24 protein-coding genes, 1 tRNA gene and 1 pseudogene are annotated in these 20949 nt (G+C 57.3%); 11 read left to right on the forward strand and 15 right to left on the reverse strand.

Annotated features, from left to right (window positions below; translation table 11 throughout):
- The first annotated feature begins 9 nt into the window (after positions 1 to 9).
- Positions 10 to 1113 (forward strand): phospholipase A, encoded by a 1104-nt coding sequence (locus AC13DJ_RS02390; RefSeq protein ID WP_482933092.1) that lies wholly within the window; start codon positions 10 to 12, stop codon positions 1111 to 1113.
- 181 nt (positions 1114 to 1294) lie between these two features.
- Here AC13DJ_RS02390 and AC13DJ_RS02395 read toward each other — a convergent pair whose 3' ends face one another.
- From AC13DJ_RS02395 to AC13DJ_RS02420, 6 genes are all read right to left on the reverse strand, one after another.
- Complete coding sequence (locus AC13DJ_RS02395; protein WP_482933093.1) at positions 1295 to 2650, reverse strand: phosphohexomutase domain-containing protein; 1356 nt, start codon at positions 2648 to 2650, stop codon at positions 1295 to 1297.
- Positions 2651 to 2659: 9 nt separating this feature from the next.
- Entirely contained in the window at positions 2660 to 3136 is a 477-nt protein-coding gene (gene bfr, locus AC13DJ_RS02400) for a bacterioferritin (protein WP_289102507.1), read from the reverse strand.
- A gap of 115 nt (positions 3137 to 3251) precedes the next feature.
- Positions 3252 to 3458 carry a bacterioferritin-associated ferredoxin gene (locus tag AC13DJ_RS02405; protein ID WP_058339978.1) on the reverse strand — a complete coding sequence of 69 codons (207 nt, stop codon included), beginning with the start codon at positions 3456 to 3458 and terminating at the stop codon, positions 3252 to 3254.
- Positions 3459 to 3554: 96 nt separating this feature from the next.
- Positions 3555 to 4847 (reverse strand): Xaa-Pro dipeptidase, encoded by a 1293-nt coding sequence (gene pepQ, locus AC13DJ_RS02410; RefSeq protein WP_482933094.1) that lies wholly within the window; start codon positions 4845 to 4847, stop codon positions 3555 to 3557.
- A gap of 16 nt (positions 4848 to 4863) precedes the next feature.
- A complete protein-coding gene (locus AC13DJ_RS02415) occupies positions 4864 to 5577 on the reverse strand; it encodes an LrgB family protein (RefSeq protein WP_273133156.1) in 714 nt (237 codons plus the stop codon).
- A complete protein-coding gene (locus AC13DJ_RS02420) occupies positions 5570 to 5935 on the reverse strand; it encodes a CidA/LrgA family protein (protein WP_022989536.1) in 366 nt (121 codons plus the stop codon). Before AC13DJ_RS02420 ends, AC13DJ_RS02415 begins: the two co-directional genes overlap by 8 nt.
- A 70-nt stretch (positions 5936 to 6005) precedes the next feature.
- On the opposite strand from AC13DJ_RS02420, the gene AC13DJ_RS02425 reads away from it, so the two are divergent.
- Both AC13DJ_RS02425 and AC13DJ_RS02430 read left to right on the forward strand, forming a co-directional pair.
- Positions 6006 to 6551, forward strand: a complete 546-nt coding sequence (locus AC13DJ_RS02425; RefSeq protein ID WP_482933095.1) for a YaeQ family protein — start codon at positions 6006 to 6008, stop codon at positions 6549 to 6551.
- A 90-nt stretch (positions 6552 to 6641) separates the two neighbouring features.
- Positions 6642 to 6718 (forward strand) — tRNA-Arg (locus AC13DJ_RS02430).
- A 100-nt stretch (positions 6719 to 6818) separates the two neighbouring features.
- Here the strand turns inward: AC13DJ_RS02430 and AC13DJ_RS02435 are convergent.
- The 6 genes from AC13DJ_RS02435 to AC13DJ_RS02460 form a co-directional block, all read right to left on the reverse strand.
- Positions 6819 to 7646 carry a metallophosphoesterase family protein gene (locus tag AC13DJ_RS02435; protein ID WP_482933096.1) on the reverse strand — a complete coding sequence of 276 codons (828 nt, stop codon included), beginning with the start codon at positions 7644 to 7646 and terminating at the stop codon, positions 6819 to 6821.
- 92 nt (positions 7647 to 7738) lie between these two features.
- The gene (locus tag AC13DJ_RS02440; protein ID WP_482933097.1) at positions 7739 to 8116 is read right to left on the reverse strand and encodes an antitoxin Xre-like helix-turn-helix domain-containing protein; all 378 of its coding nucleotides are present in this window, start codon (positions 8114 to 8116) and stop codon (positions 7739 to 7741) included.
- Positions 8116 to 8361, reverse strand: a complete 246-nt coding sequence (locus AC13DJ_RS02445) for an AbrB/MazE/SpoVT family DNA-binding domain-containing protein (RefSeq protein ID WP_482933106.1) — start codon at positions 8359 to 8361, stop codon at positions 8116 to 8118. Before AC13DJ_RS02445 ends, AC13DJ_RS02440 begins: the two co-directional genes overlap by 1 nt.
- A 460-nt stretch (positions 8362 to 8821) precedes the next feature.
- Positions 8822 to 9364 (reverse strand): cysteine hydrolase family protein, encoded by a 543-nt coding sequence (locus tag AC13DJ_RS02450; protein WP_482933098.1) that lies wholly within the window; start codon positions 9362 to 9364, stop codon positions 8822 to 8824.
- A 43-nt stretch (positions 9365 to 9407) separates the two neighbouring features.
- Entirely contained in the window at positions 9408 to 10040 is a 633-nt protein-coding gene (locus tag AC13DJ_RS02455; protein ID WP_482933099.1) for an MBL fold metallo-hydrolase, read from the reverse strand.
- Between the two features lie 3 nt (positions 10041 to 10043).
- Positions 10044 to 10286 (reverse strand): hypothetical protein, encoded by a 243-nt coding sequence (locus tag AC13DJ_RS02460; RefSeq protein ID WP_482933100.1) that lies wholly within the window; start codon positions 10284 to 10286, stop codon positions 10044 to 10046.
- Positions 10287 to 10495: 209 nt separating this feature from the next.
- On the opposite strand from AC13DJ_RS02460, the gene AC13DJ_RS02465 reads away from it, so the two are divergent.
- Together AC13DJ_RS02465 and AC13DJ_RS02470 are read left to right on the forward strand one after the other, a co-directional pair.
- A complete protein-coding gene (locus tag AC13DJ_RS02465) occupies positions 10496 to 11290 on the forward strand; it encodes a GlxA family transcriptional regulator (protein ID WP_482933101.1) in 795 nt (264 codons plus the stop codon).
- Between the two features lie 39 nt (positions 11291 to 11329).
- A pseudogene (locus tag AC13DJ_RS02470) lies at positions 11330 to 11599 on the forward strand (IS3 family transposase); the annotation flags it as partial.
- 269 nt (positions 11600 to 11868) lie between these two features.
- On the opposite strand, the gene AC13DJ_RS02475 reads toward AC13DJ_RS02470, so the two are convergent.
- Positions 11869 to 12171: a putative quinol monooxygenase gene (locus AC13DJ_RS02475; protein ID WP_007182542.1), complete on the reverse strand. Its 303-nt coding sequence runs from the start codon at positions 12169 to 12171 to the stop codon at positions 11869 to 11871.
- A 768-nt stretch (positions 12172 to 12939) separates the two neighbouring features.
- Between AC13DJ_RS02475 and AC13DJ_RS02480 the strand changes: the two genes are divergently transcribed.
- Positions 12940 to 13248, forward strand: coding sequence for a helix-turn-helix domain-containing protein (locus tag AC13DJ_RS02480; protein ID WP_369806812.1), 309 nt, complete (start codon positions 12940 to 12942; stop codon positions 13246 to 13248).
- Positions 13249 to 13349: 101 nt separating this feature from the next.
- Here AC13DJ_RS02480 and AC13DJ_RS02485 read toward each other — a convergent pair whose 3' ends face one another.
- Positions 13350 to 14219: a LysR family transcriptional regulator gene (locus AC13DJ_RS02485; RefSeq protein ID WP_482933102.1), complete on the reverse strand. Its 870-nt coding sequence runs from the start codon at positions 14217 to 14219 to the stop codon at positions 13350 to 13352.
- A 198-nt stretch (positions 14220 to 14417) separates the two neighbouring features.
- Here AC13DJ_RS02485 and AC13DJ_RS02490 point away from each other — a divergent pair, with 198 nt between their 5' ends.
- Together AC13DJ_RS02490 and fghA are read left to right on the forward strand one after the other, a co-directional pair.
- A complete protein-coding gene (locus AC13DJ_RS02490; RefSeq protein ID WP_008175541.1) occupies positions 14418 to 15545 on the forward strand; it encodes an S-(hydroxymethyl)glutathione dehydrogenase/class III alcohol dehydrogenase in 1128 nt (375 codons plus the stop codon).
- A 54-nt stretch (positions 15546 to 15599) separates the two neighbouring features.
- A complete protein-coding gene (gene fghA, locus AC13DJ_RS02495; protein WP_153740084.1) occupies positions 15600 to 16439 on the forward strand; it encodes an S-formylglutathione hydrolase in 840 nt (279 codons plus the stop codon).
- A 396-nt stretch (positions 16440 to 16835) separates the two neighbouring features.
- Here the strand turns inward: fghA and AC13DJ_RS02500 are convergent, their stop codons facing one another.
- On the reverse strand, positions 16836 to 17726 hold the full coding sequence (locus AC13DJ_RS02500) for a LysR family transcriptional regulator (RefSeq protein ID WP_126811256.1): 891 nt from the start codon (positions 17724 to 17726) through the stop codon (positions 16836 to 16838).
- Between the two features lie 97 nt (positions 17727 to 17823).
- Between AC13DJ_RS02500 and AC13DJ_RS02505 the strand changes: the two genes are divergently transcribed.
- The 3 genes from AC13DJ_RS02505 (at position 17824) to AC13DJ_RS02515 (ending at position 20731) form a co-directional block, all read left to right on the forward strand.
- Positions 17824 to 18435 carry a CmcJ/NvfI family oxidoreductase gene (locus AC13DJ_RS02505; RefSeq protein WP_482933103.1) on the forward strand — a complete coding sequence of 204 codons (612 nt, stop codon included), beginning with the start codon at positions 17824 to 17826 and terminating at the stop codon, positions 18433 to 18435.
- Positions 18436 to 18613: 178 nt separating this feature from the next.
- Entirely contained in the window at positions 18614 to 19945 is a 1332-nt protein-coding gene (locus AC13DJ_RS02510; protein ID WP_482933104.1) for an aldehyde dehydrogenase family protein, read from the forward strand.
- Between the two features lie 9 nt (positions 19946 to 19954).
- Complete coding sequence (locus AC13DJ_RS02515) at positions 19955 to 20731, forward strand: prolyl hydroxylase family protein (protein ID WP_482933105.1); 777 nt, start codon at positions 19955 to 19957, stop codon at positions 20729 to 20731.
- Positions 20732 to 20949 lie beyond the last annotated feature (218 nt).

A 20949-nucleotide genomic window follows, 5' to 3' on the forward strand; every position in this document is an offset into this window, starting at 1 on the left:
GGACACGCCATGCACCTGCCAGCCCGTTTTCCCCTTGCCTTGGTTGTATTTGCGCTGACGGCAAGCCCGGCGAGTTTCGCCCAGGATACCGGCGAGAGCTCCGTAAACTGCGCCCTGATCCGGGACGGCGTGCAGCGCCTGGCCTGCTACGACGCCCGGAATGATCCCCAGACAGCCCGGGATAACGCCAGCGAAGAGGCACTGGAAACCTCTGAAGCACAGGCGGAGCAACTGGCTGCCGACAAGGAGACCCGCGCGGAGATTGTCGGCAACGCCATGGAGGATGACCCGGACGAAGGGGTCATGAAGTCACTGGTGAATAATTACCTGGCGGCCGAGCAGGCGGTGTTTTCCTTTGCCGGCAGCCTGGTGACCCACAAGCCCAACTACATTCTTCCGCTGACCTGGGTAGACCACCCCAACCCGAACCCGGTCAGCCCGCGGCTGGGCACCACTGGCTACGACTACTTCCTGGAGAATGAGGAAGCCAAATACCAGATCAGTTTCAAGGTACCGTTGCTGACCGGCTTCTTTGATAAGCGCACCACGTTCTGGTTCGGCTATACCCAGAAGTCGTTCTGGCAGGTGTACAACCAGGACGAATCAGCGCCTTTCCGGGAGACCAACTACGAGCCCGAGCTGTTTTTCCGGCACCAGCTGGACTGGGATATCGGGCCGGGCACCCTGAACGGGGTCACCATTGGCTTCAACCACCAGTCCAACGGCCAGGCGGATCCCCGGTCCCGGAGCTGGAACCGGATCAAGGCGTCCGCCGCGTATAGCTATGGCCGATGGTTGTTCCAGGTGGAACCGTGGTACCGGCTGCCGGAGAGTGCCAGCGATAATGATAATGCGGATATCGAGCGGTATCTTGGGCACGCAAGTTATAACGCGGTGTACAAGCTAACGGAGGATCGGACGTTTTCGCTGAAGTTGCTGAATAATTTGCGGTCGGATAACCGGACGTCAGTGGAGTTTGGGTACAGTTTTCCTGTTGGGGATACGTTGAAGGGTTTTTTCCAGTATTACAACGGGTATGGGGAGAGTTTGATTGACTACAATGAGCGGATTGAGCGGTTTGGTATCGGCATTATGCTGAATGACTGGCTTTGAGCCGGGCACTCAATCTCCTTTGACACCGGAGCACTGCCCGTCTGGGGGTGATCCCTTCTGAAACACGCTCCTTGCGGCACATCCATGTGGCGCTTGGGCTCCGCCATCCATGGCTCCGCACAGTTTCAGAAGGGATCACCCCCAGCCGGTCACCCGACATTGGCCGGGGATTCCGCCAGCGTCAGCCTCTGTTTAATCGCTCCATTTCCACCAGCAGTTCTTCCGTTTTCTTTTCCATCAGGGCCTTATCAGCCCGTGCTTCCACGTTCAGGCGAACCACCGGTTCGGTGTTGGACATGCGCAGGTTGAAGCGCCAGTTGTCGAACTCTACGCTCAGGCCATCTACGTAGCTGACGTTTTTGGCGCCGGGGCTGTAGAGGGCTTCTATGGCGGCGAGGACTTTGGCGGGGTCGGCTATGGTGCGGTTGATTTCGCCGCTGGCCGGGTAGGCTTCTATTCTGGCGTCGATGAGGGACGACAGGGTTTGGCCGCTCTGGCACAGGCGTTCGGCGATGAGTAGCCAGGGGATCATGCCGCTGTCGCAGTAGGCGAAGTCGCGGAAGTAGTGGTGGGCGCTCATTTCGCCACCGTATACGGCGTCTTCGTCGCGCATTCTTTGTTTGATGAAGGCGTGGCCGGTTTTGCTTTCGATGGCTTCGCCGCCGGCGGCTTCTATCAGGTCCTGGGTGTTCCAGGTGAGGCGGGGGTCGTGGATGACTTTTCCGCCGCCGGTTTTTCTGAGGAACTGGTCCGCCAGCAGGCCGACGATGTAGTAGCCTTCGATGAAGCGGCCGGTTTCGTCGAAGAAGAAGCAGCGGTCGTAGTCGCCGTCCCAGGCGATACCCATGGCGGCGCCGTGTTCGATGACGGCATCTGCCGTGGCGGTGCGGTTTTCCGGCAGGATGGGGTTGGGTACGCCGTTGGGGAAGTGTCCGTCCGGCTGGTGGTGCACTTTGATAAATTCGAACGGCAGGTGTTGTTCCAGTTCATCAATCACCAGACCAGCGCCGCCGTTGCCGGCGTTGCAGACGATGGTCATGGGCTTGAGGGAGCTGGCGTCGATGTAGCCCAACAGGTGGTCAGTGTAGGCGGCCATCACTTCCAGGGTTTCGTACCTGCCCTGCCCCGGCGCATCAAAGAAGGGTTCGCGCACGCGGTCCCGGATGTCGTTCAGGCCGTTATCGGAGCTGATGGGCCGGGACTGGGGGCCGACCATTTTCATGCCGTTGTGGTCTTTCGGGTTGTGGCTGGCGGTGACCATGATGCCGCCGTCCATGCCGTAGTGGCTGGTGGCAAAGTACACCTGTTCGGTGCCACACAGGCCGATGTCGTAAACGTCGGCACCGGCCGCCATCAGGCCGGAGCTGAGCGCCTCGGCGATTTCCGGGCTGGACAGGCGGATGTCATAGCCGACGATGACTTTTTTTGCACCGGTGATTTCCACATAGGCCCGGCCGATTTTTTCTGCCAGGGGCGGGTTCAGCTGGTCCGGAACCCGGCCCCGGAGGTCATAGGCTTTGAAGCAGGACAGATCCATTGTCGGTGGTTACTCCGCTGCCGAGGACTGCAGCTGGACGTAGTTCTGGATACCCATCTGGGAAATCATCTCCAGCTGGGTTTCGAGCCAGTCGATATGCTCTTCTTCGCTGTCGAGGATGCTCCGGAACAGTTCGCGGCTGGTAAAGTCCTGAACCTGTTCGCAGTAGATGATAGCTTCTTTCAGGTCGGTGTGTGCGGTGTGCTCAAGCTTTAGGTCGCACTCGATCATTTCCTGAACATTTTCGCCAATCAGCAATTTGTTCAGATCCTGCAGGTTGGGCAGTCCCTCCAGGAACAGAATGCGCTCGATCAGCTGATCGGCGTGCTTCATTTCGTCAATGGATTCTTCGTATTCCTTGGCTGCCAGCTTGGTAATGCCCCAGTCCTTGTACATTCTGGAATGCAAAAAATACTGGTTGATTGCGGTCAGCTCGTTGGCAAGAACCTTGTTCAGATACTGGATGACTTTCTTATCGCCTTTCATAACCAAATTCCTTATGTCGCAGTTGCTTTAATTCACAAGGATAGTCGGTTTACCGGCAATAAAAAATCACGGATGTGAAAGAGGTGCAATTGCAGTATCGGGACAGGTCAGCCCGTCAGGCGGGCTGGGCCAGCATGTTGGCAAGCGCCAGATAATCCGGTGACCGGGCTTCCTTAAGGATCTCCCGCGCGGTGCAGGCGCAGCGACCACACTGGCGGCCGACACCCAGCTCCTTACCCAGCTGGCGCATGGAGCTGACACCATTTTCGGCGGCTTCGCGGATTTCTCTGTCTGTTACCCCGTAACACAGGCAAACGTACATAGGGCGCTCTCACTAACAGCACTAAAGTTAGTGATAATTATTGTCATTAACAAGCAGGAATGCAACCCTTTTAACCGCGGAATTTGTTGAGAAAGGTTACCGTTCTGTTTCCCGGGTCAGGTTGCGGGCACCGGAGGCTGTTACCGCTACGTTGTCCTCAATACGAATACCCCCACAGCCTTGCAGCTCATCAAGCAGGCTCCGATTCAGGTACTTTGCCTGCGGCCCGTTCAGCACAGGCTCCAGCAGTGACGGAATAAAGTAGAGGCCGGGTTCGATGGTGACCACCATGCCCTCTTCCAGGGTGCGGGTCAGGCGCAGGAACGGCGCATCTTCGGGTGGCGGCGTCGGCTTGCCGGCGACATCGTGCACCTGGATGCCCAGAAAATGGCCGATGCCGTGGGGGAAGAAGGCCCTGCTGATGCCCAGCTCTACGATCGCCTCGTCACTCAACCCGGAAACAAGCCCGGACGCCGACAGCAAGGCCGTGATGCCCTGATGGGCCTTGCGGTGGATGTCCACATAATCCACGCCAGGAGCCGCCATCTCGCACAGCCGCAGCTGCAGTTTTTCCAGGCCGTGCACCAGTGCCGAAAACCTCGGCTCCCCGGGGCCGGCCGTGGTGCGGGTAATGTCAGAGCAGTAGCCCCGATAGCGCACACCGGCGTCGATCAGAAGGCTGCGGGGCCGGCGCGGCGGCTGAACGTCGTAATACTGGTAATGCAGGGTGCCCGCGTGTTCGTTCAGGCCGATGATGCTGTGGTAAGGCGCTTCGGCTTCACGCTGGCCGGTGGCCTGATGGTAGGCGAGGTTGATCCCGAATTCGCTGTCGCCGGCCAGGAAGGCATCCCGGGCGGCATTATGGCCAGCCAGGGCAATCCGGTTGGCATGGGCCAGGCATTCGATTTCATAGGGTGTTTTGCGCACCCGGGTTTCTTCCACAGCCGCCACCAGCGCCGCCGGGTTATGCTCTCCCGGCACGCCGTCCAGCACCAGGGGATCGCCGATCACCGCCAGCCGGCCCGGGTTGTCCAGCTCCGGGGTGCCGGACTGCTGCCGGCTGCGCACTTCAACAACCTCTTGCCAGGGTTCTTCAGGCATCGCCGGGTTGGCATGCCAGAAATCCACCGGCTGGTACAGCCAAAGCACCGGTTTGTGGCCGGGGCGAATCAGCAGCCAGCTGTGCTCCTGGCCGGCCAGGCCGGTCCAGTGCAGAAACGGCCCGAAGCCCTGAAACACGTAGGTTTGATCATCCCGGTACCGGTAGGGGGCAGCGCCGGAGGCAATCAGCAGGCTGTCGTATCCGTGCTCAGCCAGTGCCTGTTCGTACCGGTTCTGCAGCTCCTGGATGTGGGTGGGCTGCAGGTCGAGGATGTCTTGGTTTGGCATAGATGAAGCAGAACTCCTAGAACGGAAAGGTAAACGGCAGGAACAAGGCGGTAAACACCCCGGTCAACCCCATCCCCAAAGACGAAAAAGCGCCGGCTGTCGGGCTGATTTCAAACGCCCGGGCGGTGCCAATAGCATGGCCATTCAGGCCCAGTGCGAAACCGATAATCCGGTCGTCCTTGATATTGAGCCAGCGGACACACCAGTCTACAAACACCGAGGCCAGTACGCCGGTAATCAGCAAGCCGCCCAGGGTGAGCGACACAGAGCCACCCAGCTGCTCGGCAATGCCCATAGCAATGGGTGCTGTCACCGACTTCGGCGCAAGGGAAGACAACACCAGGGGCGACGCCCCCATCAACCAGGCAATCCCCAGGGCATAGACTGCAGCCAGCGTGGCCGCCAGGGGCAAGGTCACCAGGATGGGCTTCCAGAGCGCACGAATGTGGTGCATTTGCTGATACAGGGGCACCCCAAGCGCCACGGTGGCCGGGCCCAGCAACACCGTGAGCCAGCGGGCGCCCTGCTCGTACTCTTCAAAGCCGATGCCACTGAGGGCCACCACGGCGGCCAGCAACAGCGCAGCAATCAGCACCGGCGGCATCCACAGCGGCCGACGGAAGCGGGCAAACAACCAATTCGCCACCAGGAACGCCGCCAGCGTAAGCGCGATGGAAAGCATCGGGCCCGCCGTCCAGACCGAGAGCAGTTCGGCAAAGGCATTATTCATGGCTCTTCTCCCCCGCACTGCTCTCCGACACCTTCTTCATCAGCCATAAGGTGGTCAGTACACTCAGCAGCGTACCGGCAATCAGGGCGACAATGACCGTTGTCCAGTGGCCGTAGAACTGGTCGACAATAAAAAATACGCCCACCACCCCCGGTGTAATGAGCAGTACCAGCACCGAAATCAGACCCCGACTGGCCTCTGCCAGCTCATCACTGACCTGGCCACGCAGCATCAGGGTAAAGGTGGCCATCACCATCCCCAGCACCCCGCCACTGACCGGCAAACCCGCCAGCACCCGCAGCGCCTCACCCAGCAGGAAGAACACCACCAGAACCAGAAAACCCCGCAACAACACCATACCGCTATGCACCGCCTCGCTGAAATTGCTTTACACTAATGCCCTGCCCACCAAAACCACAGGACGCTCAATGGCACTGAAAGCCACCATCTTCAAAGCCACGCTCCATATTGCCGATATGGACAGGCACTATTATGCCGACCACCACCTGACCGTGGCACGCCACCCGTCAGAGACCGATGAACGCATGATGATACGCCTGCTGGCCTTCGCCCTGAATGCCAGCGACACCCTGGAGTTTACCAAAGGCCTGAGCACCGACGACGAACCAGAGCTGTGGCAGAAATCCCTGAGCGATGAAATCGAGCTCTGGATAGACCTGGGCCTGGCGGAAGAAGACCGCATTCGCAAAGCCTGCAACCGCTCACAAAGGGTGATCCTGTACACCTACGGCGGGCGCGGCGTGCCTGTGTGGTGGGACAAGCACCATAACAAGCTGGAGCGATTTGGCAACCTGACCATTGTCGACCTGGCCGCCGAACAAACCAGCCAGCTGGCCGCCCTGGCAGAGCGCTCCATGACCTTTCAGGTATCCGTACAGGACGGAGAAGTGACCTTCAGCAACGACAGCAACCTGGTGAGTATTACTCCCGAACAGAAAATGCCGAAAATCTGAGGGATGAGTTGAGCTCGGGGGCTGGACAGACGCCCCCTGCGCACGTAAGATTGCGCACTCGAAATTGACGAGCAACTCGCGGTTTCGAATGCGCCCGTAGCTCAGCTGGATAGAGCGCTGCCCTCCGGAGGCAGAGGTCAGAGGTTCGAATCCTCTCGGGCGCGCCATATTTTTCAAGGGCTTACGTGAAAGCGTAGGGCCTTTTTATTTTCCTGTGTCCAAATTGTGTCCATGGTGTGTCCACGGTTTCTAGGACATTTTTTCCGGCTATGGAATTTTGACCTTTGCACTGAAACCGAAAACTCCGTCAACCTCCGGCAAAACCACCACGACCCGCCCATCGACATTCAAAGCCTGACCCTCACCGAGTGAAATAAGCCAGGGCCAGCCCCACCGAGTATGGCCGAACACGGTGAGCCCTTGAAAGCCGGTTTCAAGTGACAATGCGACACCGGGATCACCCCGACGATCCGCCCGTTCCGGGTCGGTTGGGCCTTGATGGAGTAGCAGGATATCCGGGGCTTGATCGGTCACCGACTCCAGTGCGGCCAGAAAATCGTCCTCGGTTCGCCGTTGATTGCGATTCGGATTGCCCACGATACCGCTGACGCCACCGACGTTCAGGTTGCCCAAAACCCTAACCACCCCGCCATCCAGAAGGGTGGTGTTATCTGGAAGCGCTTCGGGATGATCCATCTGGTCGTGGTTCCCCAGGACGCCGACAACTTCGGGCGTGACCTCAGAAAACGCCTGGAACACCTCATCTACCGTTCCAGTACCGCCCCTTTTGTGGCAGTCGGGATAGTCGTACAGGTCGCCGCAAAGAAACACCGCGTCGGGAGCCGGAATGACACCTTCCCGAGACAATGCCGAAAGTGCCTCAGCCACAGGTACGCCGAGCAGCCGATTCTGACTGCCGGCTTCTCGCCCCTGGAGATCAGAGGTCAGCACAAGACTCTTCACATAACTCGGAAGGCCGGTGGCATAGGCTCGATAAAACGGCAGGCGATTATGCAGAGGCACACCGGCAGAGCCGCTGGTGCGGTGCGGCAAGGTGAAAAAGGGGTTCAGGTCGATCCGGGTGATCCTTAGCATGGAAAGCCTCTCGAACTGGCTCCGTATTTCCTACCACTCAAACAAAAAAGTGACCAAACTGACCGCCCAAAATCTTGGTCGACGGGGGCTGGTTACCCCGCCCGCTTTGCATCAAAGTAGCGTCGAGTTTCCATGAGGTGCTTCATGGAGCCTTGCGCCATAAAGTCTAGGGCTGACGCTCCAAGGAAGGGAGGCTCACTGGTTTCCAGTCGGACCCGACGATTGGCGCGTTCGGCCGTTGGATACATGATCCTCAGGGATTCGTAGATGCCCAGGATGTAGCTGATGCGCTCCAGGGTATCCTGCGAGAGCGTTACGTGTGGCAACGTCTCATACTTGGCCAGCGTGCTCCGGGACACACCGCCGAGCAACTGCATCATCTCTTTCTGGGTGCAGTCCCATTCGCGACAGATACCAAAAAAGCCTTTGAGAGCCACATGCCCTCTAGTTTTTTCGTCATCGAGGGCCATTATGTTCGTCCATCCTTGGGCTGCTCTCGATCTTCCACAAAGTCGTCACTGACGCCTTCAGAGTCGAACCACTCGTCCCAAACCGGATCGGTTGGTCGCTCGTAGCCTTTGACTGTCCCCTTTAGGCGTTCCAGAGGTGTAAGCTCCTGAGGGAGCGGCTCGGCCAGCTCGTCAGCATGGGCGGTGTGGGCATCTAGGCCGTCCAGGAGTTCTTTTTCGGTTGGGCGTTTGTCTTCATGGCACACTCTCCGCAATCACAAGCAGGCCAACTCCGGGGCAGTAGGCTGCAGATAGTATGACTTTACCACCCGAACGAAGCGAGCTACATAGCCGCACTCGCCCAATGGGGGCTGCCATTCGTCGGGACCTTCGGCTCCCTTGCTCAGGCTCGCCTCGACAGGCAAAAGACTAACCGAGTCATTGGCGATGGACCGGCGCTTCTGGCCAAGCCATTCTCTGGCTCCGCGATCCCAAACCCAGGCCAGCGGCACAACATGTTTTGTGCCCTCAAGGAACAAGCTTTTGGTACACGGTATGGTCGCAAAGCGAACGTTCAGATTTTTGGAATCTGCACGCAACATATGAGGCCGTCCAGCAATAGATCCGGGCCGAACGATACCACTGAAACGACCGGCTGAAATGTTTCTGGCCGGTCGGCTTCAGTTTACGGGAGCAACCACCCGACAGATACGAAGAGCAAGATCCTCACAGGTAATCCCGGGTGGACTGGACACTCGCATAGGCAAACCCAAGAGCCGCCATAGCCGTGGCATGAACCTGTGCCGCCGGCACCTTCACGCCGTTGAACTCCAGGTCCATCGTGGCGCAAGCATCTTCCAGCACAGTGACCTTGTAGCCAAAATCTGAAGCGGCTCGGCTGGTGGCTTCGATGCACATGTGACTCATGGCACCGATCACAACCACTTCCTCAATGTCGCTGGCATCCAGCAGCTCTTTCAGGTTGGTTTTCAGGAATGAGTTGGGATAATTCTTCAGAATCACCGGCTCATCACCTTTTGGTGCCACGGATTCGTGGATGTTGATGCCGTTTGTACCCGGGGTGAATACAGGCGCATTCAGGTCCGGAAACTCATGGTGAACATGCACCAGCAGGTCTTTGTTCTGACGCGCTGTATCTATCACCTGGGCAGCCTTGGCGGCTGCCTGTTCAATGTTCACCAGAGGCAGTTTGCCGGAGGCAAAGTACTCATTCTGGATATCGACAACAATAACGGCTCGCTTGCTCATTTGACTGTTCCTCATTGGATCATTTGTTTCAGGGGTGTTCTGGTCAGAAAGAAAGAATCTCACCATCCGCCGGGATCAATACCCGCTCATCAATCCCCTCGTTCTCCACGAACTCTGCCAGCTCTTCACGGCTCAGGGTCATATGGTTCACCGCATCCATGTGCACGGCGACAATGTCCGCATCTGGTAAAGCTCGGTGCACTCGCAGGGTATCTTCTTTGCCCATGATGATCGAGTCGCCCTCAAAGCCTGTCAGTTCCGCCGCCCCGGCATTCAACACAACAACGTCCGGCTGAAAGCGCTCCAATGACTGAACCACTTCATCACGCCACACGGTATCGCCTACCACGTAAGTGGTTTCCTGCCCCTCGGCTTCAAAAACCACACCCATGATTTCACCGAGCGCCTTGGCCAGCTCGGGAATGGCATAAAGGGTATTGGAGCCGTGTTGGCCGCCGGTTTTATGGAGTATCACGCCGCCGAATTCAGCCTCGCCATCCAGAATACGCACATCCTTGAAGCCTTGTGAGCGGATCAGCTCGGCATCCGCCCCGTTCTGCACAAACAGGGGAATGTTCTTCGGCAACAGCTTCTGGGCGGCATCGTCCCAGTGGTCCAGGTGGGTATGGGTAACGATCACCGCATCGGTACCCTCAATCACATCCTCAGCGGCCATGGGCTAGCCCACCAAAGGATTACGCAGCTCACTGCGGTAAGTGTCCGGAAAGCCCGGGTAAGCTCCTTGTTCGGCCAGCATAGGATCAATCAGAAAGGTGGTCTCTCCGTATGTAACCTTGATGGTGGCATTGCGGATTTGCTGTATCTGGTAGCTGGGTTCCCGGGTATACGATTCGGCGAAAGCAGCGCCAGTAAAAACAGTCGAAGCAAGCATCAGGGCGCCAGCGAAAGTTTTGATCAACATAGTATTTATCCTCCAACAGGGTGTTCGTTGATGGAGTAAGTCTACGGAGATGTGATCACCACCAATATTGACCTGAAAGACAATGATCGAAAGAATCGGGCCAAGCAGTTATCATCGGGTTAAATGAACCACAGGAGTGACACCGTGGCGCTACCGAAAGTCGGGCTTATCCTTCACCCACAATTCAGCCCCTCACATCCGAACGGGCCATGACCGTTCAGCCAGATGGCGGGCTGGAATTATTGGATGCGGTTGATATTGCGGTAGTACCCGGCTGGCACGATCTGAGCGAAGCCCCACCGCCGCAATTGGCGGAGGCTCTCACCCGCTGCCATGAACGGGGCGCACATGTGGTAGGCCTTTGCTACGGCACCTATGCGCTGGCCTATGCGGGTTTGCTGGATAACAAGAGAGCCTCGACCCACTGGCTGGCAGAACAGGACTTCCTCAATAGGTTTCCACAGGTGAATCTGGATACCAACGCCCTCTATGTGAAGGATGACCGGCTGGTCACGTCCGCTGGCACAGCGGCGGGGCTGGATTGCTGCCTGTTTCTGGTGCGGGAGTATTACGGTGCCAGGACCGCCAATACCCTTGCCCGCCTGATGGTTGTTCCGCCGCACCGGGAAGGTGGCCAGGCTCAGTTCATTGAGCAGCCGGTCGCGATTTCCACTCAGGATGCGCATATCAACCGACTACTTGACTATCTGCGGGAACATCTGGCCGAAACACACACAATCGATGAACTGGCCGCCCGCACCGCCATGAGCCGGCGCACCTTCACCCGCCATTTCCAGAGAGCCACCGGCATGACGGTAGTGGAGTGGTTGGTGAGTGAACGACTTCGGCGAGGACGGGAACTGCTGGAGACCACATCGCTGTCTGTGGAAGCCATCTCGGAAAGAATCGGCTTCCACACAGCAACGTCATTCCGGCAGCATTTCAAGCAACGTCACCACGTAAGCCCTCGTGACTGGCGCAGGACCTTTGGAGATGTGGCCTGATAATCCAGCCACCAGTTCAGCGGGCAGGTAACAGGAGTACTGCGGGAAAGCCCGAAATACCGGTTCGGCTAGTCGAAGTGGGTGCCACAATCTCTGGAATGGCTGACGGATAATGGCAACTGCCACATTGCCAAAGAAACGCGAGTCTTCGCATCCGCTCTGGGTTTTGTGGTGTATATCACACCCGCGCGAAGCCCTCATAGTAACGGCATAGCGGAGGCTTTTGTGAAGACGTTTAAGCGGGGCGATGTATACCTGTACGACCTTCCTGATCCAGCCACTGTGATGGCCAGATTGCCGAAATGGATCTGAGACTATAATCGCAGCCACCCGCACAAGAGTCTGAAATGCCACCGGGGAATACCGGGCTGAACTGGCAAGATGGTGCTCAGTTTAGTTGGGGCAACTACAGGCATCAGTATTATCGACCTTGTTAAAATCAGAAGGCTGGCTGCCAAGAGAATTGTCGTCAACTGGTCATCCTAATTGTCGCCGAACATCCCCCCGGCAATCGAGGGGGGCTGCGTAGGGCCGTGTGGCCCTACGCAGCGTGACCTGATTGAGTCAAGGCCGGGTTGTCATGCAGGCAGTTTGGCTGCAAGCAGTTCGACCTTCTCGATATTGGGCGGAGAACTGAGCAAGGTCGCGGCGTTGGCCATCAAGGCCGCGGCGATCTGGCCGTTCAGATGTGCCTGGCGACCTGCCTCATCGGCAAAGGCATCGAACACACCGAACGTCGAAGGGCCAAACTTCAATGCAAACCAGGCAGTGGTGCCGGATTCGGCGTTGGCGAGCGGCAGTGCGCTGGCCAGGAAGTCGGCAAGCGCAGCCTCCTGGCCGGGTTTGGCTTCGAGGCGAACAAACAGGGCGAGCTTGGTCATATTGTAATCCTTTGGGTAAATGGTTTAGGTGAGAGCACCGACGAGCCTGCAGTCTAAGTCTTCATGACAACCATTTATATAGACAAAAATGACAACTTTGATATCATTATTGCCATGAAACTTCATATCCTTGTTTGTGATGGCGTGTTTGATCTGGGGCTTGCGGCGCTCACTGACACAGTGGGCTTGGCCAATGCGATGTCGAGCTCGCTGCCACAGGCTCCCGCGCACATAGAGCTCACGCTGGTGGGCGTGCGGCGTCGCATCCTAACGGCGCAGGGCTTGACGGTCCCCGTGGTCACTGCGCGTGGTGTGCCGGAACCAGACGTCGTGCTCGTGCCCGCGTTTGGTGAGAAGATGCCTGACACGCTCTCGGCTCGGCTCACACGCCCCGACGTGCCCGATGCGGTCGCCGCGCTACAGCTGTGGTCCACCGCTGGCGCGCACCTTGGTGCCGCCTGCTCCGGTAGTTTCTTACTTGCAGAGAGTGGCCTGCTTGATGGGCATCGTGCGACGACGTCATGGTGGCTGGGGCCGATGTTTCGGCAGCGCTATCCGAACGTCACGCTGGACGAGTCACGCATGATCGTGAACTCGACACGCTTCACTACCGCGGGTGCCGCTTTGGCCCACGTCGACCTGGCCTTACGCATCATCCGGGGGCGCAGTCCGGCGCTGGCGGCCCTAGTAGCACGCTATCTGCTAGTCGAGGCACGCAGTTCGCAAGCCGAGTTCGTGATTCCCGACCACCTTGCGCATGCCGACCCGATGGTGGAGCGCTTCGAGTGCTGGGCCAGAAGTCAGCTCGCGAAGGGGTTCTCGCTGGCCGAGGCGGCCAGCGCCGCGGGCACAAGCGAGCGCACCTTGGCGCGGCGGCTGCAAAGCGTTTTGGGCAAGACACCCTTGTCGTATTTCCAGGACCTGCGCGTGGAGCATGCCGTCCATCTCTTGCGCACCGGAAACGCGAGCGTCGACCAAGTCGCCGCACAGGTCGGGTACTCGGATGGGGTGACCCTGCGGGCCCTGTTGCGCCGCAAGCTGGGCCGGGGTGTCAGGGAGTTGCGACGCGGCGGATGACCAGAGGCGTTTGGTATATGTACGGCTGGAGACCGCCGCGAAACTGACGCAGGCCAAACGGCGCATTTGGACAAACTGACAAAACTACTGCCCCACAGAATTTAACTTAACGATTCGTCCAGGAAATCCAGCAGCATCCGCACTTTTGGGGATAAATGCCGGTTATGTGGATAAATCGCCCAGATTCCATCGTCGGCTTCTTGATAATGTTCCAGCAAGTTCATAAGTTTTCCACAGGCCAATGACGGCTGAACGTAATAATCGGGAAGTTGCACGATCCCGATGCCTTTCAGGGCCGCGTCCAGCAACGCCCAACCGCTGTCGCACTTCATGTTGCCTTTAACGCGAACGTTGTAGGGCTTACCTCGGTCCTGAAAGCGCCAGTAATCCAGATTGCCTTGCAAACAATTGTGCCGGTCCAGTTCCGAAAGCGAATGCGGCACACCATAGGTGGATAAGTATTCCGGCGAGGCGCACACGTATAAGGTTCGTGACGACAACCGCTTGGCCATCATGGATGAATCTTCCAGTTTTCCCAGCCGAATCGCCAAATCGTAACCGCCACCGACCAGATCCAGCTTCTGGTTGGTCAGATTCAGCTGCACCTCCAACTCCGGGTAGCGCAGGATGAAATCGTTCACCAAGGGGGCGATCACCTTCTCGCCATAGGTCACCGGTGCGGTCAGCCGTAATTTTCCCTTGGGGATAAGTTGCAGGTTGGTCATGGCCTGCTCGGCCTCTTCCAGACCATCGAGTACCTGGCGGCAATACTGGTAGTAGGTTTGGCCGGCTTCCGTCACCGAAACCTTGCGGGTGGTGCGATACAGCAGTTTGGTCGAAAGCCGGGATTCCAGTGCGCTGACCTGCCGGCTCACCTGAGCTGTGGAAATGCCCAATCGTTTCGCCGCAGCGGTAAAACTTTCGGCTTCCGCGACCGCCACAAACTCACTGACCCCTTCCCAAATAAACATGTTCAGTTCCTTGCGTTACGACTTGGGTGAGCTTAGATACAAAATGCCGCCAGCAAACAAAATACGGTTCATTGTTACTATACAGTAAAGGTGATTTGCTTAATCGGCCGATTATCTATCATAAGAATAATAATACAATGATCCCATCAACATGGCAGAAGAACCTGCCGAAGCCCGACAAAATCTGGAGCACACAACATGACTCAGACCATCAAATCTAAAGCCGCTATCGCCTGGGGCCCGAAACAACCTCTGTCCATTGAAGAAGTGGATGTGATGCCGCCTCAAGCTGGCGAAGTACGTATCCGGGTGATCGCTAGCGGTGTGTGTCATACCGATGCGTTTACCTTGTCTGGCGAAGATCCCGAAGGCATTTTCCCGACCATTCTCGGCCACGAAGGCGGCGGTATTGTTGAGTCGGTAGGCGAAGGCGTTACAAGCCTGAAAGTGGGTGACCACGTTATTCCGCTGTACACCCCTGAGTGCGGCGAATGTAAATTCTGCACCTCTGGTAAAACCAACCTGTGCGGGAAGATTCGTGAAACCCAGGGCAAGGGCCTGATGCCAGACGGCACCACTCGTTTCTCGTTAAACGGCGAGCCGATCTATCACTACATGGGTTGCTCAACCTTCTCCGAGTACACCGTACTGCCCGAGATTTCTCTGGCAAAAGTGAACAAAGAAGCGCCATTGGAAGAAGTGTGCTTGCTCGGTTGTGGCGTAACCACCGGCATGGGTGCGGTGATGAACACCGCCAAAGTAGAAGAGGGCGCTACCGTGGCCATCTTCGGTATGGGCGGCATCGGCCTGTCGGCGGTGATTGGTGCCACCATGGCTAAAGCCAGCCGCATCATTGCTATCGACATCAACGAGAGCAAATTTGAGCTGGCCCGCCAGTTGGGCGCGACCGACTGCATCAACCCGAAAGATTACGACAAGCCGATTCAGGAAGTGATCGTAGAACTGACCGACGGCGGTGTGGATTATTCCTTCGAGTGCATCGGCAACGTAGATGTAATGCGTTCAGCACTGGAATGCTGCCACAAAGGCTGGGGTGAGTCGGTGGTTATCGGTGTTGCGGGCGCCGGCCAGGAAATTTCCACGCGTCCGTTCCAGCTGGTGACCGGTCGGGTCTGGAAAGGCTCTGCCTTTGGTGGCGTGAAGGGCCGTTCCGAGCTGCCGGGCATCGTTGAGCGGTACATGCAAGGTGAATTCAAGTTGAACGATTTCATCACCCACACCATGGGGCTGGAAGATATCAACAAGGCGTTTGATCTGATGCACGAAGGCAAGAGCATCCGTACCGTTATTCACTACGACAAGTAATGAAATCTGGTCGCCTGCCAGTCAGACGGGCGACCGTTTTGTTGAGAGGTTGCAATGACTATTGAAAATCTGAGCAGTAATAAAAGTTTTGGTGGTTGGCACAAGCAGTACAGTCATCACTCCGAGACGCTGAACTGTTCGATGCGGTTTGCTATCTACCTGCCGCCGCAGGCCTCCAATGGCAAAAAGGTGCCAGCGCTGTATTGGTTGTCCGGGCTGACCTGTACCGATGAAAACTTCATGCAAAAAGCCGGTGCGCATCGCATGGCTGCCGAACTGGGTGTCGCCATTATTGCCCCGGACACCAGCCCGCGCGGGGACGATGTCGCCGATGATGAAGGCTACGACTTGGGTAAGGGCGCCGGGTTCTATGTAAATGCGACTCAGGAACCCTGGAGCAAGCATTACCGGATGTACGATTACGTGCTCAACGAATTACCGGCACTGATTGAAGATATGTTCCCGGTGAGCGATCAGCGTTCCATCTTTGGCCACTCGATGGGCGGGCATGGTGCGTTGGTGCTGGCACTGCGCAACCCGGAGCGTTTCCAGTCCGTCTCGGCGTTCAGCCCGATCAGTAACCCGGTCAATTGCCCGTGGGGTAAGAAGGCCTTTGGCGCTTACCTCGGTAAAGACACCGCCAGCTGGGCTGAGTACGACGCCAGCTTGCTGATGCAAAAGGCGAGCAAGTTTGTGCCGGCGTTGGTGGACCAAGGCGAAGCGGACAACTTCCTGACCGAGCAGTTGAAGCCGGAAATGCTGGAAGCCGCTGCCAAACAAAGTGGCTATCCGCTGGAGCTGAACCGGCATGAAGGGTACGACCACAGCTACTACTTCATCGCCAGTTTTATTGAGGAGCACCTTCGCTTCCATGCGAAGTATCTAATCGGCTGATAAATTTACCCTCCCCCTAAAGTTTTTTGGGGGAGGGTATAAAAAATGCTTTTATATATTTTTAAATTAAATACGAATTAAAAAAATAAATTTATTGTTCGCTGTAATAAGCAGAAATATCAGCAATATCCTCATCAGACAAATTCACCGCCTGGGGTGTCATTACTGCTGACATCCCACCCGGCGCGCAAGCTCCAGTTTGACCCTGGACAAAGTTTTGCTGGCAATGCCGTAATAGCGCCCCTCCAACCGGCCAGGCGCGCGTGCTCACGCCCGAACAGTTCGCCCACCTCTTGGGTGAGATTAAAGAGCATCGTTACCCGGAAAAGAATACGGCGCTGATTTAGATCAGCTTCAAGCTCGGACTTCGAGTTCAGGAGATCGCGCTACTCCAGATCAGCGTGAAACCTGAACCAGTAAATCCCTAATCCAAATATTCAGAGGGTCCTGCGATGAGCGCTGGTGCCACACGGCGATCACGTCGAATCCGGGGATCTCGGCATTCAGCTCAATCGGCCGCAACGAGTCGTCGGGCAGCAATCGCGACGGGATGAAGCCGACAAGGTCAGTCTCAGAAATCGTTGCTTTGGCCGCCGTGAAAGTTGGTACCGAGAGCATGGCTTGCCGTGGGTGCCCCTGGTCTTCAAACCAGCGATGGACGGCACCGGTAAAGTCTCCCCGCGAAGGCGACACCACTACCTGGGGCATGTCAGCGATCTCGGCAACCGACATAGTGCTGCGAACTGCCTCATTGGCCTTCCCTGCCACACAGACATAGCGCTCCGAATACAGGGTTAACGACGGATAACTCGGTGGCGCAAACTTCGGATTGGTCAACACCAGATCCACGGTGCCATCAAGCAGGTCATTTGCCATCTCATCCAGCTCAAGTTTTTTCACCGCCAGCCTCAGACCCGGCGCTTCCCTTCTCAGGCGCTGCATCAGAAAAGGCAGGATGGTTTTCTGCTCCAGATCGGTGGAGCTGATGGTAATGGTCCGCGTCGTTGTTGCGGGATTGAACTCATCCTGCTCCAGCAACTCGCCAACGGCATTCAGGATGAGATCCAGCTTCGGCCCCAACGTTCGGGCATACGCCGTCGGAGTAACGCCATTGCCGCTGCGGATAAACAGGCGATCATTGAAGGTGGCGCGGAGCTTTTTCAGCTGGTCACTGACCGCCTGCTGGGTCACCCCGAGTTGATCCGCCACACGGGACAGGTTGCCTTCGCGAAGCAGGCACTGAAGCGTTCGTAACTGTTTAAGGTCTACCCGGTTTAAAGCGTTCACTTGTACCTCTTACATCAAATCCTTGTTTCAAATCCTATCGGCTACTCCCTAAGCTGGCAAACCAAGAATCCAGCAACCCTACCCGCGAGGAGGAGCCATGTTCAGCATCAACTACGTCCAGCCCGTTGGCGACCTGGAGTACGACCAGCGATACAAGGGTCCAGGTGCCTCCGAGCTCACTCAATCCGTCGACACCCGACACATTGACGTCACAGACATTCGCAACCAAGCCAACGACTTCAACCTGGACGACCAGGGCTTCGAGGCGGTCCGGGTCGCCTTTGATTTTGACGACTACCAGAATGACGACGCCATTCGCGAACATTTGTATCCGCAGGTGATCGAGTACCTCCGTGACCGACTCAAGGCCAGCGAAGTGCTGATCTTTGATCACACTTATCGGTCAACCAGTCGTCAGGACCAAACCATCCATAACCGGGCGCCAGTGAAGACTGTTCACAACGACTACACCGAGAAGTCTGCGCTCCACCGCATGCTGGAAGAGACCGAACAACGACCAGAGCTTCGCGACCGCCCCTACCGGTTGGTGAACCTGTGGATGCCTGTCGGCCACCGTGTCGAGGAATCCCCATTGGCTGTTCTGGACATCAACACCGTGGCTGCGGATGACTTTCATCGCATCAAACTGGTGTACCCCGATCGCATCGGTGAGATAGCCGGGATCTCCTACAACCCGGATCATCGCTGATACTACCTGTCAGACATGGAACCCGGCGAGGCCCTGCTGCTGAAAGTCTTCGATTCACGTTACCCCGAGGGCATATTTGGCACCCCACACACCGCGGCCGACCCCGTGAACACACCGGACAACGCCCGCAACAGAAACAGCCTGGAAGTGCGAGTCATCGCCTTTAGTTGAGGAAGCCATGAGCGAATTTCTTGTGTCATTGAATCCGTTGAATCAGGAGCCGGTCGGACAGGTGCCAATCACCTCCCGGTCCGAGCTGACAGAAATTGTGGGCCGCAGTCGGATCGCGCAGGCGAACTGGGGCCGGTTTTCGCTAGAAGAGCGTGCAACCCGCCTGAGGGATGCTTACCATGCGCTGGCGTCTGCCCAGAATCAACTCGCCCGACTGATCAGCCTGGAAATGGGTAAGGACGCACGCCGGGCGACCTATGAGGTCGCCGGTACTGTAACGAATGCCCCCTATTTCATTGAGGAGGCCGCCGCTGCCCTGCAAACCGAACAAGGCGAAGGCCGCAGCCGTATCCAGTATCGGCCGCTTGGGGTTGTTGCCGTCATTTCACCCTGGAACTATCCACTGGCCATGGCCAACAACTTGCTGCTCCCTGCCCTGATGGCGGGCAACAGCGTCATTCTGAAACCCTCAGAACACACGCCGCTGGTTGCAGATCTGTTCGTTCGCGCACTACAGCACCATCTGCCCGAGCATCTGATTCAAATTGCCCACGGCCACGGAGACGTCGGTCAGGCGCTGGTGAAATCTGACATCAATATGATCGCCTTTACCGGGTCGATGGCCACCGGTCGCAGCATCATGGCGGACGCTGCCGAAGGCGTTAAACGCCTGGTCATGGAACTCGGTGGTAATGATCCCCTGATTGTCATGAAAGACGCCAATCTGTCGGCTGCTGCGCGATTTGCCGTTGCCAGCTCGTTCGAGAATGCCGGGCAAATGTGCACGTCAACCGAGCGAGTGTATGTCGACCGTACCGTTGCCGAGGAATTCAAACGCCAGGTGGTAGCGGCTGCATCGGCTTACCAGGTCGGCCCATGGGATCAACAGGGCGTCAACATAGGCCCGATCGCCAACACTACCCAGCATCAGCTTGTGCTGGGACATCTCAAGGATGCGGAGACAAAAGGCGCACGCTTTCTGCTCGGCAAGGCCGACTACCCAGCGCCATTTATTCAACCCACGGTTGTCGATGGCATGACCCCCGACATGCTCCTTGAGCGCGAAGAGACCTTTGGACCGGTCGTTGCCATGGCTGAATTTGATGCCATCGAAGACGCCATCGCCCGTGCCAACGACTCCATCTACGGCCTGGGAGCGGTGGTCTTTGGCGGCCGGGGCGCCGCAGCCGTAGCTGACCAGCTGGAGGCCGGCATGGTGTCAGTCAATGGCGGGGCCGGCGGCAGCCCCTGGGTTGGCGCCAAACAGAGTGGCTTTGGCTTTCATGGCTCGGCCGCAGGCCATCGCCAATTCGCTCAAGTACGGGTCATGAACTTTTAAGAGGTGACTATGAAACAGCATCAGGAATCATTTTTCGTCGTTGCCCGCGAGCCGGGCGCAGAAAACCCGTCGCTACCGACTTGGGCAAATAGCGTGCCGAACCCAGCGGAACTGGACGAGAGCCGTGAGACCTCGGCGGTGTCACGGCGGGAAATTCCGGAAGTGCCCGGTGCCTATCAGTTGCTCAATGTCTTTAGTCGCGAAGAGTGTGACCGCCTCATCGAACTGACCGAAAACCTGGGTTACTTGAAAGACGCGGCGGTCTCACTGCCTCGTGAAGTTCGACACAACGACAACGTGACTTGGGTTGTGGATGAAGCGACCGATCGCCTGATCTGGCAGCGGGTGCGCGATGCCGTGGCCGACAACCTGGACCTCTTCGGCAACAAGCAGCCTCTGGGCATCAATCGGCGCTTCCGTTTTTATCGTTACCGTGAAGGAGATTTCTTCAAGTTTCACATCGACGGTGCCTGGCCCGGCTCCAGAGTTGTGGACGACCGACTGATTGCGGATGCCTTCCCGGACCGGTTCAGCCAGATGACGTTCCTGATTTTGCTCAGCGACGACTTCGAGGGTGGTGAAACCCGCTTTCTCGTCGATGCAGATGACCCTACCAAACCGGCAAGGCGAAGCGACAACGTACGCGAGACCGATGTACGAACGCCGGCCGGCGGCGTTCTGTGCTTTCCCCACGGCCATCACCCCCTGCACTGCTTGCACAGTTCAGCGGAGATCACTTCGGGCACTAAATACATCATCCGTACCGACCTGCTGTTTGAACGCTAGCCGCGGGCGTGGTGGTCACCAAATGGTGACTAGTTTCAAACATTCCCCCTCTGGCAGGATAGTTGGCACTACTTAATCCTGAATCAGTGACTTCGCTCGCCAATATACCCGTCAAGCCCACCTCTGCGCCAACAAGAGGCGATAACTGGGTGAGATTCTGACTTTGAGGTCAGGAAGCAAAGAGCGGGAGCAACCGATGGCCCGAGATTGGTTGATAA

Source organism: Marinobacter sp. L-46, from assembly GCF_056859535.1.

Excerpts from the sequence above, each read along its gene's own strand:
- AC13DJ_RS02390 (WP_482933092.1), top strand. The coding sequence starts at position 10 with ATGCACCTGCCAGCCCGTTTTCCCCTTGCCTTGGTTGTATTTGCGCTG.
- AC13DJ_RS02395 (WP_482933093.1), bottom strand. The coding sequence starts at position 2,650 with ATGGATCTGTCCTGCTTCAAAGCCTATGACCTCCGGGGCCGGGTTCCG.
- bfr (WP_289102507.1), bottom strand. The coding sequence starts at position 3,136 with ATGAAAGGCGATAAGAAAGTCATCCAGTATCTGAACAAGGTTCTTGCC.
- AC13DJ_RS02405 (WP_058339978.1), bottom strand. The coding sequence starts at position 3,458 with ATGTACGTTTGCCTGTGTTACGGGGTAACAGACAGAGAAATCCGCGAA.
- pepQ (WP_482933094.1), bottom strand. The coding sequence starts at position 4,847 with ATGCCAAACCAAGACATCCTCGACCTGCAGCCCACCCACATCCAGGAG.
- AC13DJ_RS02415 (WP_273133156.1), bottom strand. The coding sequence starts at position 5,577 with ATGAATAATGCCTTTGCCGAACTGCTCTCGGTCTGGACGGCGGGCCCG.
- AC13DJ_RS02420 (WP_022989536.1), bottom strand. The coding sequence starts at position 5,935 with ATGGTGTTGTTGCGGGGTTTTCTGGTTCTGGTGGTGTTCTTCCTGCTG.
- AC13DJ_RS02425 (WP_482933095.1), top strand. The coding sequence starts at position 6,006 with ATGGCACTGAAAGCCACCATCTTCAAAGCCACGCTCCATATTGCCGAT.
- AC13DJ_RS02435 (WP_482933096.1), bottom strand. The coding sequence starts at position 7,646 with ATGCTAAGGATCACCCGGATCGACCTGAACCCCTTTTTCACCTTGCCG.
- AC13DJ_RS02440 (WP_482933097.1), bottom strand. The coding sequence starts at position 8,116 with ATGGCCCTCGATGACGAAAAAACTAGAGGGCATGTGGCTCTCAAAGGC.
- AC13DJ_RS02450 (WP_482933098.1), bottom strand. The coding sequence starts at position 9,364 with ATGAGCAAGCGAGCCGTTATTGTTGTCGATATCCAGAATGAGTACTTT.
- AC13DJ_RS02455 (WP_482933099.1), bottom strand. The coding sequence starts at position 10,040 with ATGGCCGCTGAGGATGTGATTGAGGGTACCGATGCGGTGATCGTTACC.
- AC13DJ_RS02460 (WP_482933100.1), bottom strand. The coding sequence starts at position 10,286 with ATGTTGATCAAAACTTTCGCTGGCGCCCTGATGCTTGCTTCGACTGTT.
- AC13DJ_RS02465 (WP_482933101.1), top strand. The coding sequence starts at position 10,496 with ATGACCGTTCAGCCAGATGGCGGGCTGGAATTATTGGATGCGGTTGAT.
- AC13DJ_RS02475 (WP_007182542.1), bottom strand. The coding sequence starts at position 12,171 with ATGACCAAGCTCGCCCTGTTTGTTCGCCTCGAAGCCAAACCCGGCCAG.
- AC13DJ_RS02480 (WP_369806812.1), top strand. The coding sequence starts at position 12,940 with ATGGTGGAGCGCTTCGAGTGCTGGGCCAGAAGTCAGCTCGCGAAGGGG.
- AC13DJ_RS02485 (WP_482933102.1), bottom strand. The coding sequence starts at position 14,219 with ATGTTTATTTGGGAAGGGGTCAGTGAGTTTGTGGCGGTCGCGGAAGCC.
- AC13DJ_RS02490 (WP_008175541.1), top strand. The coding sequence starts at position 14,418 with ATGACTCAGACCATCAAATCTAAAGCCGCTATCGCCTGGGGCCCGAAA.
- fghA (WP_153740084.1), top strand. The coding sequence starts at position 15,600 with ATGACTATTGAAAATCTGAGCAGTAATAAAAGTTTTGGTGGTTGGCAC.
- AC13DJ_RS02505 (WP_482933103.1), top strand. The coding sequence starts at position 17,824 with ATGTTCAGCATCAACTACGTCCAGCCCGTTGGCGACCTGGAGTACGAC.
- AC13DJ_RS02510 (WP_482933104.1), top strand. The coding sequence starts at position 18,614 with ATGAGCGAATTTCTTGTGTCATTGAATCCGTTGAATCAGGAGCCGGTC.
- AC13DJ_RS02515 (WP_482933105.1), top strand. The coding sequence starts at position 19,955 with ATGAAACAGCATCAGGAATCATTTTTCGTCGTTGCCCGCGAGCCGGGC.